The organism is Streptantibioticus silvisoli (assembly GCF_027947535.2).
GTDB lineage: Bacteria > Actinomycetota > Actinomycetes > Streptomycetales > Streptomycetaceae > Streptantibioticus_C > Streptantibioticus_C silvisoli.
Map to the genome: position 1 here is coordinate 178,522 of NZ_JAAGKO020000007.1, position 14,527 is coordinate 193,048.

The following is a 14,527-nucleotide window of genomic DNA, read 5'->3' on the forward strand; positions in this document are numbered from 1 at the left end:
GCGGGCCGCCGGCCGGCCCGGCGACCTGCCGGACGTGGGCGCCAGGACCGGCACCGCCGAGGAGCAGACCCACACCAACGGCTGGCCGACGGCGTACGACGACCACTACGCGGTGGCCTCGCTGGTGGAGGGCGGCACGTCCGGGGTGGACTCGGCGGGCTGGATCGTCCGGCACGTCCTCACCGGTTCGTAGGGTCGTCCGCCCGCCGTCCGCCCGCCGCACCGCCGGGTGGCTCATTGTGCGGCCCCCGCCCTGGGCCTCCCCGGCCGGTCTGCCTAACGTGTCGTCATGGACATCACCGACAGCGCCGCCTCCGGCTCACTGACCGCCGGCCGTTTCCTCACCGGGCGCACCGCCCTCGTCACCGGTGCCGCCAGCGGGATCGGCCGGGCCTGCGCCATCGCCCTGGCCGCCGCGGGCGCGGCCGTCGAGGTGGTCGACCGGGACGCGGTGGGCGCCCGGGCGGTCGCGGCGCTGACCGGCGGCACCGCGCACGTGGTGGACCTGTCCGACGGTGCGACGATCGGCACGCTGCCGGACGACGCCGACATCGTGGTGAACAACGCCGGCATCCAGCACGTCGCGCCGATCCAGGACTTCCCGCCGGAGACGTTCGCGCTGATCCAGCGGATCATGGTGGAGGCGCCGTTCCGCATCCTGCGCCACACCCTGCCCGGGATGTACGCGCGCGGCTGGGGACGCGTCGTCAACATCTCCTCGGTGCACGGCCTGCGGGCCAGCGCCTACAAGTCGGCGTACGTCACCGCCAAGCACGCCCTGGAGGGCCTGAGCAAGGTGACCGCGCTGGAGGGCGCGCCGCACGGGGTGACCAGCAACTGCGTGTGCCCCGGCTACGTGCGCACCCCGCTGGTGGAGGGCCAGCTCGCCGACCAGGCGGCGGCGCACGGCATCCCGGAGTCGCAGGTGCTGGATGCGGTGCTGCTGGAGCGCACCGCGGTCAAACGGCTGGTGACGCCGGAGGAGGTGGCGGAGGCGGTGCTGTGGCTGTGCACGCCGTTCTCCGCGTCGGTGTCCGGCACGTCCTTGACGCTGGACGGCGGGTGGACGGCCGGCTGAGGGGGGCGTCGCGGGGGGCGGGGTCGGCGGGGCGGGCGTCGCGGGCGTCCCGGGGCCGGCGGTGCGGATCGGGCGGTGCGGGCGTCCCGGGGCCGGCGGTGCGGGCCGGGCGGGGCGGGCGTCGCGGGCGTCCCGGGGCCGGCGGTGCGGGCCGGGCGGCGTGGATCGGGCGGTGCCGGTCGGTACCGGCTCGCAGGCCCGGACCCCGCGGTGGCCGGCGCGTTCCCGGGCCTACTCCTCCGCCTCCCGGGCGGCGCCGGCGGGCACGGTTTCGACGGGGGCGGCGGCCGGGTTGCGGGGGCCGCAGCTGCCCCGGACGACGAGCTCGTAGGGCAGGACGCGTACGGGGTGGCCGCCGGGCCCGGCGGCGGTCACCAGGCGGGCGGCCTCGACGCCCATCCGCCGGGCCGGCCGCGAGACGACGGTGACCGGTGGCGACACCAGGCTCGCCCACGGCGCGTCGTCGAACATCAGCACCGAGACGTCCCGCGGGACCCGCAGCCCGCCGGCCCGGACGGCGCGCAGCGCGGCCTCGCCCAGGACGCTGGTGGCGGCGAACAGCGCGGTGGGCGCCGGATCGGCGCGGACGAGCCGCAGCGCGACGGCGTCGGCGCTCTCGCGGGTGGGACGGGTGCGGACCACCAGCTCCTCGGGGACCGCGGCACCGGCGGCGTGGAACGCGGCGCGGAAGCCCTCCTCGTGCTGCCCGGCGCCGGGCGGGCCGCCCAGGTAGCCGATGCGGCGGTGGCCGAGGGCGAGCAGGTACTCGGTGGCGGCGCGGCTGCCGGAGGCGTTGTCGACGACGAGGGTGGGGACGTCGAGCGCCTCCACGACCCGGTCGACGAACACCACGTTGACGCCGAGCCGCCGGGCGCCCTGCCACACGTCGACGTTGCCGCCGGTGGGGAACGCGATGACGCCGTCGACCCGCTGCTGGAGCAGGACTTCGGCGTACTCGCGTTCGGTGGCCGGGTCCTCGCCGCCGGCGCAGACGATGACGTGCTTGCCGAGCGTCCTGGCGGCGGACAGCACGCCCTCGGCGAACTCGCCGTAGAAGGGGTCGCAGAGGTCGGCGACGATCAGCCCGAGGATGTCGGTGCGCCGGAGCTTCAGGCCGCGGCCCAGGGCGCTGGGCCGGTAGTCCAGCCGGCGGACGGCCTCCAGGACGCGTTCGCGGGCGGCCGCGCTGGCCTGGCCCTTGCCGGTCAGGACCCGGGAGACCGTGCCGAGGCCCACCCCGGCCGCCTCGGCGACGTCCTTCATGGTCATGGCCCGGCCCGGTTCCGCCGGGCACCGGCCGCCGGCTGCCTCGTGGTCGCTCATCCCCGACTCCCTGTTCGTCCCGTGATCGCGCCCCGGACGACGCCGCGCGCGAACCGGCGTCTGAAGACGAGATACACCAGCCGGGCCGGTGCCGTCCCTGCGGCGGGCGCGCCCGCCCGCGTCCCGGACGCGCCGGCGGACCGGTCCCGGAGCCGCGGGACACCCGCCGGGACGACGCGGTTGTCCCGCTCGCGCGGGTGGACCGGCGGGCGGACGGCGCCATTCCGCATCCGGGCGCCGGTGAAGATGACGATCGTGATGACCCGCGGCACGGCCGGCGACAGCGGGCCCGGCCGTCGGGCCCGTCGCCGGGGCGACGTCGGCCACGGCGGCTCCGCGCGGTCCGGCGGGCGCGGGGCCGGACACGTCGCGCGACACGCGCGTGCCGGACGGGGTCCGGGTCAGCACGCGGCCGGCGACGACGGCACTCCGGGAACGGTTCCGGCGCTCCGAACGCGTCGACACCACCATCCCCCGGCATCCCCCGGCACGGCTCACACCCGTCGTGCTCCGCCCCGGTTCCACTCCGGTTCCACGCCGGTTCCACGCCGGTTCCTCGGCGGCGATGACACCTTCCCGCCGCGCGCACCGGGGTGGTTCGGCGGCGGACCGCCACGAGCGGCCGGGCGCCGAACGGCACGCGGTCGGCGTGACCGCGTCGCCCGGCGCGGGCGGGACGGGATGTCCGGTGTGCCCCCGGTTGGCCGTTGACCGCACCCGGCGGGCGTCCTACGCTCGCCTGCACGCTGGAAACGTTTCCCCACCGCAGGACGAGGAGTGAGACCATGTCAGGCGTCACCGGCTCGGTCCCCGACAGCATGCGGGCCTGTGTCCTGCACCAGCCGCGCGACCTGCGGCTGGAGGAACGCGCCGCGCCGCGTCCCGAGCGGGGCGAGGTCGTGGTACGGGTGCGCTCGGTCGGGGTGTGCGGCTCGGACGTGCACTACTACGAGCACGGCCGCATCGGGGACTTCGTGGTGCGGCAGCCGCTGGTGCTGGGCCACGAGGCGTCCGGCGACATCGTGGCGACCGGCCCCGGCGTACCCGCCGACCGGATCGGCGAACGCGTCGCGATCGAGCCCGGGTTCCCCTGCCGGTCCTGCGACCAGTGCCGGCACGGCCGGTACAACCTCTGCCCGGACATCGCCTTCTTCGGCACTCCCCCGGTCGACGGCGCGCTGTGCGACTACGTCCGGGTGCCCGCCGACTTCGCCCACCCGATCCCCGACGCGCTCTCCTACGACGCCGCCGGCCTGCTGGAACCGCTGTCGGTCGGCATCTGGGCCAACCGCAAGGCCGGCACCGTACCCGGCGGCTCGGTGCTGATCGCCGGGGCCGGCCCGATCGGCCTGGTCACCGCGCAGATCGCCCGTGCCATGGGCGCCACCGAGGTCGTGGTCACCGACATCGGCGCCGAACGCCTCGGCGTCGCCGCGGAACTCGGCGCCACCGGCACCGTACTGGCCGGCGCCGAGAGCACCGGCACCGGCTTCGACGCCTTCGTGGACTGCTCCGGCGCCGCCCCGGCCATCGACGCCGGCATCCGCGCGGTCCGCCCGGCCGGCACCGCGGTCCTGGTCGGCATGGGCGCCGACCGGCTCACCCTGCCCCTCGGCGTCCTGCAGAACCGCGAGATCAACCTCACCGGCACCTTCCGCTACGCCAACACCTGGCCCGCCGCCATCGCCCTGGCCTCCTCCGGCGCGATCCGGCTCGACCGCATGGTCACCGGCCACTTCGGCCTCGACGAGACCGAGTCCGCGCTGCTGGCCGGCGCCGACCCGCGACACATCAAGTCGGTTGTGACGCTGGGGGGTTGAGGTCGGCGGGGGTGGGCGGGTGTCGTTGCGGCCGGTCAACGGCGGGCGGCTGGCGGCGCGGGCGGCCTCCGGTGCGGCCGGTCAACGGTGAGCGGTGCGGCCGGTCAACGCTGACGGATCACACCGCGCCCCGCCTCCCGTGCGGCCGGTCGACGCAGACGGATCACACCGCGGCGAGCAACCGGTCGGCGATGACGCGGGCGCCCTCGTCGCTGGTCAGGACGGTGTAGTGGTTGGTGGCCGGGACCGGTTCGGTGGTGAGCGTGCCGGTATCGGACAGGCCGGCGGCCGCCAGGCGGGCGGGGTCGTACAGGCCCTGGGGTTCGTTCATCACGCCGCGTTCGGCCCACAGCAGGCGGGCCGGGCCGGTCAGCCGGTGGACCGCGCCGAGCACCTCGTCGTCGAACTGCCCCACCCCGTCGACCCGGACCGCGTCGATCGAGCAGGCGGACCGCAACTCCGGCTCGCGGCCGGCCAGATCGCGCCGGATGTACGCCTCGACCCACGGTGACCAGGAGTCCTCGAACGCCGGGTGCCGCCGCCAGAAGTCCAGGTAGGCGCCGACCGAGGCGAACGTCATCGACAGCCGCTTCATGGCCGGGCCGATGACGGCGGTGATCAGGTCGTCCGGCGACAGCCCGGCCGGCCGCGGGAAGCCCACGCCGCCGTCGACCAGCAGCACCGAGGAGAACGCCCGCGGGGTGCGCGCGGCGGCCACCGCGGCCAGGAAGGCACCCATCGAGTGGCCGGTCAGCGTGACCCGGTCGGCACCGGCGGCCGCCAGCACCGCCCGCAGGTCGGCCAGGTGCGCGTCGACGCCGTACGGTCCGGGCAGCGTGCCGCTGCGGCCACGGCCGCGCAGGTCGGGGGCGAGCAGCGTGGCGCGCCCGGCGAGGTGGTGGGCGACGCGGGCCCATGCCAGACCGTTGGCGGTGATGCCGTGCAGCGCGACCACCACCGGCGCGTCCGGCACCGTGGCCGGCCAGCGCGGGACGGACAGCTCACCACCGTCGACCGGGACCGCCCACTCCTCGAACGGGGTGACGCCGGGCGGCTGCTGGTCCTGCGGCGCGCTGGTGGTCATGGCGGGCGGCCCTCCCTCGTGGTCGGCGGCGCCAGCCTAACGGCGCCCCGGGAGGAGGGGAACGGGGCCGCGGCGCGGGCTCCCGGCGCCGGGGTCAGTCCCAGTCGTCGCGGTCGCCGTACTCCTCGCGGTCGTCGCCGTCGTCGCCGTCGTGCCGGGCGCCGCTGTCCCCGCCCCCGGCATGGGCCGGCGCGGTCTCCCCTGGTGGGGCCAGCAGCGACCGGGCGATCGGGGTGGTGGCCAGCAGCAGGGCGCCGCCCAGGGTGACGGCGGCGCCGAGAAGCTCCGGGAGCAGGAACCAGCCGGTGCGGATCTGCTCGCGGTAGACGAACACCCCCAGCGTGATGCTCAGCAGCGCGTCGCCCATGGTCAGCGCCGGCTGCGAGGCGGCGAGCGGTCCGGACTGGAGGGCGTTCTCCAGCAGGAACAGCGCGCTGACGCCGGCGGCGGCGAAGGCGTAGGTCTGCCAGGAGGTGAAGAAGCCCACCGGGCCGCCGACGTCCCACGCGTAGGTGGCCGACTTCATCAGGGCCGCGGTGAGGGCGTAGCCGATGGCGGTCGCGGCGGCGAAGCAGGCGGCGCGGGTCGGGCCGGCCGGGCGGCGCAGCGCGGTGCCGACCAGCAGGATCGACGCCGCCGCGCAGACCATCAGCGCGGGTACCCAGCGGCTCATCGGCGCCTGCTGGGCCCCGGCCGAGGAGTCGGCGGCGGCCAGCGCGGTGCCCAGGCCCACCACGATGCATCCGATGCCCAGCCAGCCGCGCCGCGGCAGCCGGCGGCGCAGCACGACCCCGGCGATCATCAGCGCGAAGGGCAGTTCCAGCACGAAGATGGGCTGGACGATGGCCAGCGCGCCGTTGATCAGGGCCAGCGCCTGGAAGCAGGCGGAGCAGATCACCGCGCCGATGCCGGCCAGCCAGATCGGCCGCCGGGCCAGGTCCACCATCAGCTGGAGGCTGAAGCCCGCCGACAACGGCACGGTCAGTGCCGCGCGCCGTTGCAGCACGGTGGCCAGCGCGTTGCTCGCCGCCGCCAGCAGGGCGAACACCACGGCCAGCGTCATCGCCACCCGCCTACTCCTCCCGAACCGGTTCCGCCGCCCGGTACCGGTGTGGATCACCTGTGGCGCGGCCCGTCCACCTTATGGCCTGGTGGGGGCGCGCCCGCGCGGTGGCCGGAGCCGTCCGGGGCACAGGCGGCCCGCGGCAGGCGTGCCGGCCCGGCACGGGGTAGGGATCGGGGCATCCGGGGCGCCGTCAGCAGCGGCGGCGCCGACGACGGTTGGAGTGGGCGGATGACGGGCGCGGAGCTGCTGGTGGACACCTTCGGCCGGGTACGTGAGGTGGTGCGGGAGGCGGTGGACGGGCTGTCGGTGGATCAGCTGGCGGCGCGGCCGGACGCGGAGGGCAACTCGGTGGCCTGGCTGGTGTGGCACCTGACCCGGGTTCAGGACGACCACGTCGGCGACGCCGCCGGGACGGAGGAGGTGTGGACCTCGCAGGGCTGGGCGGACCGCTTCGCCCTGCCGCTGCCGGCGTCGGACACCGGCTACGGGCACGGGGTGGACGACGTGGCGGCGGTCCGGGTGGACGCCGGGCTGCTGCTGGGGTATCACGACGCGGTGTGCGAGCGGACGACGGCGTACGTGGGCGGGCTGTCCGACGACGACTTCGACCGGGTGGTGGACGAGGGGTGGTCGCCGCCGGTGACGCTGGGCGTGCGGCTGGTCAGCGTGGTCGGCGACACGCTTCAGCACGCCGGTCAGGCGGCGTTCACCCGCGGGATCGTCGAGCGGCGGGCCTGACGCTGCGGGCCGCCGGCGTCACCGGGTGCGGCGGCGGCCCGGGGTGGCGGGCGGACGGTCAGTAGTCGAAGCCGGCGGCGTGGACCACGTAGGCGCACTCGGTGTACTCGTAGCCGTCGGAGAGCTTCGAGGCGCGGGTGTGGGAGTCGGTGGTGTCGGCGTCGCCCTCGGCGTCCTGCATGAAGTACGTCGTGCCGGCCGGCAGGTCGATCGTGCGCCGCGGGAAGCTCCTGCCGCTGCGGCACGCCGTGGAGGCCTGCGACTGCGTGTCGTAGGTCGTGCAACCGCCGCGACGCGGGAGACGCCGGGGACGGCCCCCGGGACGGGTATCCGAGGCGGGCACCGGAGGCAGGGCGCGAAGGCCGGGGCGGCGCGCGGGGCGGGGGTTCCCGGGGGCGGGACGGGGCTTCCGGGGCGTGGGCCGGGGGTGCGGGATGGACGCTTCCGGGGCGCCGGTCGGGGGTGCGGGCGTATCAGCCGATGATCTGCACCGCCGGACGCCTCGGCGGATGCGACATAGGCCACAAGGACGACATACTGGAAGTCCCTCGGGAGAGAGACCATGCGACGGACCGTGCGACTGTGGCGCTGGCGGCGCAACCCGCTCAGGCGCCGTAGCGACGTCGTCGAGGCGTGGGCGGGGCTGGCGGCGGGGCTGGTGATCGTGGCGGGCGCGCCGCTGACCGGGATCGCGGCGGCGGACTCCATGCACGCGACGCTGGCCGCGCAGAACGACGGGCGCCACCAGGTCTCGGCGGTGCTGGAGCGGGACGCGCCGTCCTCCGGCTCGGCCCCCGGTGGCGGTTCGTCCCCCGGGGTGGTCCGGGCGCCGGTGCGCTGGACCGGGCACGACGGCCGCACGCACAGCGCGCACGTGGTGGTCGCACCGGGGGCCGGCGCCGGCAGCAGGACCCCGGTGTGGACCGACGGCCGCGGCCGGATCACCGAGCCGCCGCTGGACCGGCTGGAGACGACGGTGCAGACCGACGTCATGGGGGCGGCGGCGGCCGGTGGGCTGTGCGTGGCCGCGCTGGTGACGCATCGCGGGCTGCGGGCCGGGCTCGACCTGCGCCGGTCCCACCGGTGGCAGCGGGAGTGGGCGCGGGTCGGCCCGCGGTGGAGCGGCCGCCACGCGTGACGGACGGCGGAGGTCAGCCGGTGACGCTGGCCGCCCCGGTCTCCAGGTGGCCGGTGAAGCGCCGCGACCAGGAGGAGTCGCTGCTGACGGTCACGGTGAGGTCGTACCAGCCGTCGCTGAGCGCGACCGCGTTGAAGAAGTCGGTGACGCTTTCGCCGGCCGCCACCTGGTAGGTCCAGGGGCCGCCGGTGCGGTAGTTGTCGGCCCGGATGTCGAAGGTGACCGGCTGGGCGCCGCCGTTGGTCATGGTGAACCAGATCGCGAGCTTGCCGGTGCCGGACTCGACGCGGTAGGAGCTGGTGGCCTCGGCGGTGGCGCCGGGGCCGCCGGCGTCGCCGGTGAAGCGGCGCAGGAAGCGGTTGGGGCCGGTGACGGTCAGGTCGTAGGCGCCGTCGCCGTACCCGGCGCCGATGTTGTACCAGTCACTGGCGGTGGCCCCGGCGCCGACGGTGTACTGCCACGGGCCGCCGGTGCGGTGGGCGTTGGCGTAGACCGCGAAGTGGGCGCCGCTGGTGGCGGCCGGGCCGGTGTTGGCCAGGTCGAGGTAAATCAGCGTTCGGCCGGCCGCGTCGAACTCCAGCCGGTCGACGTAGGCGTTGGGCTGGTAGGGCAGGGCGCGGGCCGGCTTGGTCCCGGCCTCCTGGACCGGCAGGGCGTTGGTGGTGGGCGACGGGTTGGGCAGCAGGCTGCAGCCGAGCCAGCCGATGACGGCGCCGGTGTCGGGCAGCGGCGGCAGGCCGCTGACCGGGTTGGCGAAGTCGAAGGCGCCGGTCAGGTCGCCGCAGACCTGGCGGCGCCAGGCGCTGATGCTTCCGCAGGCGGCCGGGGTGCCCAGGGCGGCGGTCCAGGTCTCCAGGAAGCGGATGACGGAGGTGTGGTCGTAGACCTGGGAGTCGACCCAACCGCCGCGCGTCCAGGGCGATATGACGATCATCGGCACGCGGAAGCCGAGGCCGATGGGCGCGCCGTCGTAGAACTCCTCGGCGGTGCCGCCGGCCGGCACCGGTGGCGGCACGTGGTCGAAGAAGCCGTCGTTCTCGTCGTAGTTGAGGAAGACGGCGGTGGAGTCGAAGACGTCCGGGTCGGCGGCCAGCGCCTGAAGGACGTTGTTGACGAAGTGCGCGCCGTCGCCGGGCGGGGAGTCGGGGTGTTCGGAGAACCCCTGGTCGGCGACCACCCAGGAGACCTGCGGCAGGGTGCCGGCCAGCGCGTCGGCCCGCAGGGCGGCCACGATGTCGTCGGCGGTGCTGCCGGCGCCGTCCGGCACCGAGGCCATGCCGCGCTGGTGGAGCGGCGAGGAGGTGTCGGCCTGGGCGAACTGGGTGAAGTACGCCAGCGCGTTGTCGCCGAAGTTGTCGTCGGCGCGCTGGTACACCTTCCAGCTGACCCCGGCGTCCTGGAGCGCCTCGGCGTACGTGTGCCAGGTCAGCCCCGACTCGTCGGCGCCGTCGTAGGCCGGGCCACCCGCGGTGCCGCCGGGGTCGATCATGCCGCCCCACAGGTACGTGCGGTTCGGGCCGGTCGCGCTGATGATCGAGCAGTGGTACGCGTCGCAGACCGTGTAGGCGTCGGCCAGCGCGTAGTGGAACGGGATGTCGGCGCGGTCGAGGTAGCCCAGGGTGCGGACGTTGTCCTTGGCGGCCACCCAGCTGTCCATCAGGCCGTTGTTCCAGGCGGCGTGCTGGGTGGACCAGCCGTGGTCGAGCGATCCGTCGCACTGGGCGAGCTTCTCCGGCGAGTTGCCCAGGAACGGGGAGGTGGCGCTGAGCTGCCACGGGTACTGCCGTCCGGAGCCGTTGGGCTGGTCGAAGACGGACGCCCCGCCGGGCAGGCTGATGGTGGCGCGGTCGGCGAAGCCGCGCACCCCCTTCAGCGACCCGAAGTAGTGGTCGAAGCTGCGGTTCTCCTGCATGAGGACGACCACGTGCTTGACGTCCTCGATGGTGCCGGTGGCACCGGCGGCCGGTTTCGCGGCGGCGGCCGACCGGCCCGCCGCCGCGACGACGGTTCCGGCGGCGGCGCCCGCCGACAGCGCCACGAAACCTCTTCGGCTGATACCTGGCATCGATGCGTTCCTTCGCGTGGGTGGGCATCGCCCGCGGAGTCACGTCCGACCTGAACATGACAATCGGACGGTGAACGTGCCCCACCCAAGTCGGCGCCGGGCGCCACGTCAACGGGCAGCCGTGCGCCACCGGCCGGGCACCGGCGGCGCTGCGGCGCCGCGCGCTACTTCAGCAGCCGGGACATGCGGCGGTCCGCCAGCGGTTTGCCGCCGGTCTGGCAGGTCGGGCAGTACTGGAGGGAGGAGTCACGGTAGGAGACCTCCCGCACGGTGTCGCCGCAGACCGGGCAGGGCTGCCCGGTGCGGCCGTGGACCCGCAGCCCGCTCTTCTTCTCCGCCTTCAGCGACCCGGCCGCCACGCCCCGGGCGCGTTCCACCGCCGAGCGCAGCACCTCGCCGAGCGCCGCGTACAGCACGTCCACCTCGGCGTCGGAGGCCTTCGCGGCGATCTTGAACGGCGACATGCGGGCCGCGTGCAGTACCTCGTCGGAGTAGGCGTTGCCCACCCCGGCCAGCACGCTCTGGTCGCGCAGCACGCCCTTGAGCTGTCGCTGCTCGCCCGCCAGCAGCCGCCCGAAGGCCTCCCGGGTGAAACCGGGGTCGAGCGGATCGGGGCCGAGGCGGGCGATGCCGGGCACGTCCTGCGGATCGCGGACGCAGTGGACCGCCAGCCGCTTCTGGGTGCCGGCCTCGGTGAGGTCGAATCCGGCGCCGGACGGCCCGGCCAGCCGCACCCGCAGCGCCAGCGGCCCCTTGCCCGGGCGCGGCGGGATGTCGGGCAGCCCGTCCTGCCAGCGCAGCCAGCCGGCCCGGGCAAGGTGCATCACCAGGTGGAGGTCGTCCGCACCGATCTCGCCGTCCGCGGAGACCTCGCTCGCGGTGACGTCGAGGAACTTCCCGTGCCGGCGCACGTCGGTCACGACGCGGCCCTCCAGCGCGGTCAGCGGCGGGTCGTAGGTCTTCAGCACGCTCACCGCCACCGGCCAGAGGCGTTCGAGGGTCCGGCCGGCGAGGTGCTCGCCGAGGAAGGCGGTGAGGCTCTCGACCTCGGGCAGTTCCGGCATGCCTCCAGTGTGCGGCAGCGCGCCGGAACGCGGGCGGGCGGCGCCGCGGCGTCCGGGTGGCGGGCCGGCCGGGCCGCGGTGACGCTGGAGGCGTCGGCACACCCACCCGTCCGCGGCCGCGCGGGCGGTCGTCGTCCGGAGGACGCCATGCCCGAGGTCACCGCCCCGTACACCGCCGGAACCCCCTGCTGGGCCACCTTGTCGGTCCCCGACCAGCAGGCCGCACTGGACTTCTACCGCGACCTGTTCGGCTGGTCGGGCCGGGTCGGGCCGCCGGAGACGGGGGGCTACGCGGTGTGCGTGTGGCAGGACCGGGCGGTGGCCGGGATCGCCCGGGCGCAGCCGATGGGCGACCTGCCGGCGCCGCCGACCGCCTGGACCACGTTCCTGTGCGCCGACGACGCCGACGCCGCGGCCGCCGCGGTCACCGGTAACGGCGGGCGGCTGCTGACCCCGGTGGACGACGTGCCGGGGCGCACCGGCCGGATGTTCGTCGCCGCCGACCCGGCCGGCGCGGCCTTCGGGGTCTGGCAGCCGCTGGACTTCTTCGGCGCCGAGATCGTCAACGAGCCGGGCGCCATGGCCTGGAACGAGCTGAACTCCCGGGACCTGGACGCCTCCGCGGCCTTCTACCGGCGGGCCCTGGGCGTCGGCGTCACACCGTTCAAGGACCTGCCCGGCTACTTCACCCTGGAGGTCGACGGGCGCGCGGTGGGCGGCATGCGGGCGCTGGACGACACCTTCCCGCCCGGTACGCCGTCGAACTGGCTGACGTACTTCGCGGTGGACGACGTGGACAGCACGGTCGACGCGGCCGTCCGGGCGGGCGCGTCGGTGCTGGCGCCGCCGTTCGACATGGTGGCCGGCCGCATGTCGGTCGTCGCCGATCCCCAGGGCGGGGTGTTCGCGGTCCTGGCACAGCCGCCGGAGTCCTGAGCGGGGCCCTCCCGGACGGAGGTGGGGTCGCCGGGCGGCGGACGGGCCTCCGGGCGGTGGGCCTCCGGGCAGGGGTCGAGCCTCCGGGCGCGGTTCGGGGGCAGGGGGAGCGAGCGGCCGGGCCGGCGGGATTCGGGGCGGACGGAGGGGCAGGGCCGGCCGGCGTTCAGGCAGGGCTGACGGTCGGGCGATCCGGCGGGGCCGACGGTGAGGCGGTCGGCGGGGCACACGGCGGGTGGCGGGGACGGGCCCGCGCCGGCGGCGGCCATGCCGGTGGCGAGGCGGTCGGCGGGGGCACCCCCGCCACCCGTCCCCGGTCACCCCGTCAGGGCCGGAGCGGGCGGTCCCGGTCGGCCGTTCCGTCGTTGCCGGACCTGAGCGCCGAGCCCTCCCGCGCCTTCCCCGAGCCTCCCGGAACTCCCGGGCCCTCCCGGGCCCTCCCGCAGCCCTCCCGAGCCGGTCCGGGACGCCTCTCCGGCGGCCTCCGAGCAGGCGTCCGGCCTGCGGACGTGGCCGGCCGGCGCGGGCGGAACGTCTCGCTGGTTCCCTCGATCGGGCGTATACCGGTCGGACCGGGTTGTCGCCCGGGGGGCCTGGGAAGGGTCGTGACGTGACCGCTCTCGCCAGACTGACCGGTCCCCGGCGGCGCACCGCCCCGGCGACCGGAGACCGCACGCCGCGGGCCCCGGGCCGGCGGCGCGGCAGGCCGTCGCTGGCGTCGCCGTGGTGGCGGGCGGCCACGGCCGCCTGCTTCGGGGCGGTGCCGTGCCTGGCGTTCCCGGCGCCGTCGCTGTGGTGGCTGGCGTACGTGGCGCTGGTGCCGCTGATCCTGCTGGTGCGGTCCGCCCCGACGCCGCGCCGCGCGATGCTGGACGGCTGGCTCGGCGGGGCCGGGTTCATGCTGGCGGTGCACCACTGGCTGCTGCCGAGCCTGAACGTCTTCATCGTGGTGCTGGCCCTGCTGCTGGGACTGCTGTGGGCGCCCTGGGGCTGGCTGGTGCGGCGGCTGCTCGGCGGGGCGCCGGGCGGGGCGGCGCTGCTGGCGGCACTGGTGCTGGTGCCGTCGGCCTGGATGATGGTCGAACTGGTCCGCTCCTGGCAGTACCTCGGCGGGCCGTGGGGCCTGCTGGGGGCGAGCCAGTGGCAGGTTCCGGCGGCGCTGCGGATGGCGTCGGTGGGCGGGGTGTGGCTGCTGAGCTTCCTGGTCGTGCTGGTCAACACCGCGGTCGCCGAACTGCTGGTACTCCCGCAGGCCCGGGTGCTGGCGGCCGGCGCACTGGTCGGCGTGTCGGTGGGCGCGGGCGCGGTCTGGACCCTGGTGCCCGCGCCGGCCGCCGCCGGTGACGTGCGGATCGCGGTGGTGCAGCCGGGCGTGATCGAGGCGACCACCGCCCGGTTCGACCGCAGCGCGGCGCTGACCGAGCAGTTGGCCGGCCGGCACCCGGACCTGGTGGTGTGGGGCGAGAGCAGTGTGGCGTTCGACCTGTCGGTGCACCCGGAGCTGACCGCGCGGCTGGCCGCGCTGTCCCGGCGGGTCGGCGCGGACCTGCTGGTCAACGTGGACGCGCCGCGGGCCGACGGCAAGGGGATCTACAAGACGTCGGTACTGATCGGGCCGCAGGGACCGACCGGTGACCGGTACGACAAGATGCGGCTGGTGCCGTTCGGTGAGTACATCCCGTTCCGTTCGGTGCTCGGCTGGGCGACCCGGGTGGGCAGGGCGGCCCCGGTCGACCGGCAGCGCGGCACGCACCAGGTGGTGATGGACGTCGGGGCAGTGCGTATCGGGCCGCTGATCTGCTTCGAGACCGCGTTCCCCGACATGAGCCGGCACCTGGCGGACCGCGGCGCGCAGGTGCTGGTCGCCCAGTCCTCGACGTCCTCCTTCCAGCACAGCTGGGCACCGGAGCAGCACGCCTCGCTGGCGGCGCTGCGGGCGGCGGAGTCCGGGCGGCCGATGGTGCACGCCACCTTGAGCGGGATCAGCGCCGTCTACGCGGCCGACGGCCGTCAGGTCGGCCCCCGGCTGAGCACCAGCTCGTCCACCGCGCACCTGTACACGGTGCCGCTGGCCTCCGGCGAGACGGTCTACGACCGGTGGGGGGACTGGGTGATCGCGCTGTCGGTGGGGCTGCTGGCGCTCGCCGCGCTGTACGAGGTGGCGCGGGTGGCGGCCGGCCGCCGCGGCACCGGGGTCCGCGTATGAGGGCGGTCG

13 protein-coding genes are annotated in these 14,527 nt (G+C 75.9%); 7 read left to right on the plus strand and 6 right to left on the minus strand.

Annotation, left to right across the window (positions count from 1 at the left end):
* Positions 1-34 precede the first annotated feature (34 nt).
* Entirely contained in the window at positions 35-193 is a 159-nt protein-coding gene (locus POF43_RS07855; RefSeq protein ID WP_271323363.1) for a hypothetical protein, read from the plus strand.
* 96 nt (positions 194-289) lie between these two features.
* On the plus strand, positions 290-1,078 hold the full coding sequence (locus POF43_RS07860) for a 3-hydroxybutyrate dehydrogenase (protein WP_282704475.1): 789 nt from the start codon (positions 290-292) through the stop codon (positions 1,076-1,078).
* 231 nt (positions 1,079-1,309) lie between these two features.
* Here the strand turns inward: POF43_RS07860 and POF43_RS07865 are convergent, their stop codons facing one another.
* Complete coding sequence (locus tag POF43_RS07865) at positions 1,310-2,401, minus strand: LacI family DNA-binding transcriptional regulator (RefSeq protein ID WP_271325530.1); 1,092 nt, start codon at positions 2,399-2,401, stop codon at positions 1,310-1,312.
* 785 nt (positions 2,402-3,186) lie between these two features.
* Between POF43_RS07865 and POF43_RS07870 the strand changes: the two genes are divergently transcribed.
* Positions 3,187-4,221, plus strand: coding sequence for an NAD(P)-dependent alcohol dehydrogenase (locus POF43_RS07870; protein WP_271325531.1), 1,035 nt, complete (start codon positions 3,187-3,189; stop codon positions 4,219-4,221).
* Between the two features lie 163 nt (positions 4,222-4,384).
* Here POF43_RS07870 and POF43_RS07875 read toward each other — a convergent pair whose 3' ends face one another.
* Both POF43_RS07875 and POF43_RS07880 read right to left on the minus strand, forming a co-directional pair.
* Positions 4,385-5,305: an alpha/beta hydrolase gene (locus POF43_RS07875; protein ID WP_271325499.1), complete on the minus strand. Its 921-nt coding sequence runs from the start codon at positions 5,303-5,305 to the stop codon at positions 4,385-4,387.
* A gap of 94 nt (positions 5,306-5,399) precedes the next feature.
* Entirely contained in the window at positions 5,400-6,368 is a 969-nt protein-coding gene (locus tag POF43_RS07880) for a DMT family transporter (RefSeq protein WP_303659254.1), read from the minus strand.
* A 231-nt stretch (positions 6,369-6,599) separates the two neighbouring features.
* Between POF43_RS07880 and POF43_RS07885 the strand changes: the two genes are divergently transcribed.
* Positions 6,600-7,109 carry a mycothiol transferase gene (locus POF43_RS07885; RefSeq protein ID WP_271318027.1) on the plus strand — a complete coding sequence of 170 codons (510 nt, stop codon included), beginning with the start codon at positions 6,600-6,602 and terminating at the stop codon, positions 7,107-7,109.
* 58 nt (positions 7,110-7,167) lie between these two features.
* Here POF43_RS07885 and POF43_RS07890 read toward each other — a convergent pair whose 3' ends face one another.
* A complete protein-coding gene (locus POF43_RS07890; protein WP_282704476.1) occupies positions 7,168-7,290 on the minus strand; it encodes a hypothetical protein in 123 nt (40 codons plus the stop codon).
* 381 nt (positions 7,291-7,671) lie between these two features.
* On the opposite strand from POF43_RS07890, the gene POF43_RS07895 reads away from it, so the two are divergent.
* Entirely contained in the window at positions 7,672-8,247 is a 576-nt protein-coding gene (locus POF43_RS07895) for an Rv1733c family protein (protein WP_271325106.1), read from the plus strand.
* A 13-nt stretch (positions 8,248-8,260) separates the two neighbouring features.
* Here the strand turns inward: POF43_RS07895 and POF43_RS07900 are convergent, their stop codons facing one another.
* Both POF43_RS07900 and POF43_RS07905 read right to left on the minus strand, forming a co-directional pair.
* Positions 8,261-10,312 (minus strand): phosphocholine-specific phospholipase C, encoded by a 2,052-nt coding sequence (locus tag POF43_RS07900; protein ID WP_271325105.1) that lies wholly within the window; start codon positions 10,310-10,312, stop codon positions 8,261-8,263.
* Between the two features lie 164 nt (positions 10,313-10,476).
* Positions 10,477-11,376 (minus strand): Fpg/Nei family DNA glycosylase, encoded by a 900-nt coding sequence (locus POF43_RS07905; protein WP_271325104.1) that lies wholly within the window; start codon positions 11,374-11,376, stop codon positions 10,477-10,479.
* Between the two features lie 147 nt (positions 11,377-11,523).
* Between POF43_RS07905 and POF43_RS07910 the strand changes: the two genes are divergently transcribed.
* On the plus strand, positions 11,524-12,312 hold the full coding sequence (locus tag POF43_RS07910; protein WP_271325103.1) for a VOC family protein: 789 nt from the start codon (positions 11,524-11,526) through the stop codon (positions 12,310-12,312).
* 712 nt (positions 12,313-13,024) lie between these two features.
* A complete protein-coding gene (gene lnt / locus POF43_RS07915; protein ID WP_271322343.1) occupies positions 13,025-14,518 on the plus strand; it encodes an apolipoprotein N-acyltransferase in 1,494 nt (497 codons plus the stop codon).
* Positions 14,519-14,527: the final 9 nt, after the last annotated feature.

Bases quoted from the DNA above. Each gene is read 5' to 3' on its own strand.
- POF43_RS07905 (WP_271325104.1), bottom strand. From the start codon at position 11,376: ATGCCGGAACTGCCCGAGGTCGAGAGCCTCACCGCCTTCCTCGGCGAG.
- POF43_RS07895 (WP_271325106.1), top strand. From the start codon at position 7,672: ATGCGACGGACCGTGCGACTGTGGCGCTGGCGGCGCAACCCGCTCAGG.
- POF43_RS07910 (WP_271325103.1), top strand. From the start codon at position 11,524: ATGCCCGAGGTCACCGCCCCGTACACCGCCGGAACCCCCTGCTGGGCC.
- POF43_RS07870 (WP_271325531.1), top strand. From the start codon at position 3,187: ATGTCAGGCGTCACCGGCTCGGTCCCCGACAGCATGCGGGCCTGTGTC.
- POF43_RS07865 (WP_271325530.1), bottom strand. From the start codon at position 2,401: ATGAGCGACCACGAGGCAGCCGGCGGCCGGTGCCCGGCGGAACCGGGC.
- POF43_RS07875 (WP_271325499.1), bottom strand. From the start codon at position 5,305: ATGACCACCAGCGCGCCGCAGGACCAGCAGCCGCCCGGCGTCACCCCG.
- POF43_RS07885 (WP_271318027.1), top strand. From the start codon at position 6,600: ATGACGGGCGCGGAGCTGCTGGTGGACACCTTCGGCCGGGTACGTGAG.
- POF43_RS07880 (WP_303659254.1), bottom strand. From the start codon at position 6,368: ATGACGCTGGCCGTGGTGTTCGCCCTGCTGGCGGCGGCGAGCAACGCG.
- POF43_RS07890 (WP_282704476.1), bottom strand. From the start codon at position 7,290: ATGCAGGACGCCGAGGGCGACGCCGACACCACCGACTCCCACACCCGC.
- POF43_RS07860 (WP_282704475.1), top strand. From the start codon at position 290: ATGGACATCACCGACAGCGCCGCCTCCGGCTCACTGACCGCCGGCCGT.
- POF43_RS07900 (WP_271325105.1), bottom strand. From the start codon at position 10,312: ATGCCAGGTATCAGCCGAAGAGGTTTCGTGGCGCTGTCGGCGGGCGCC.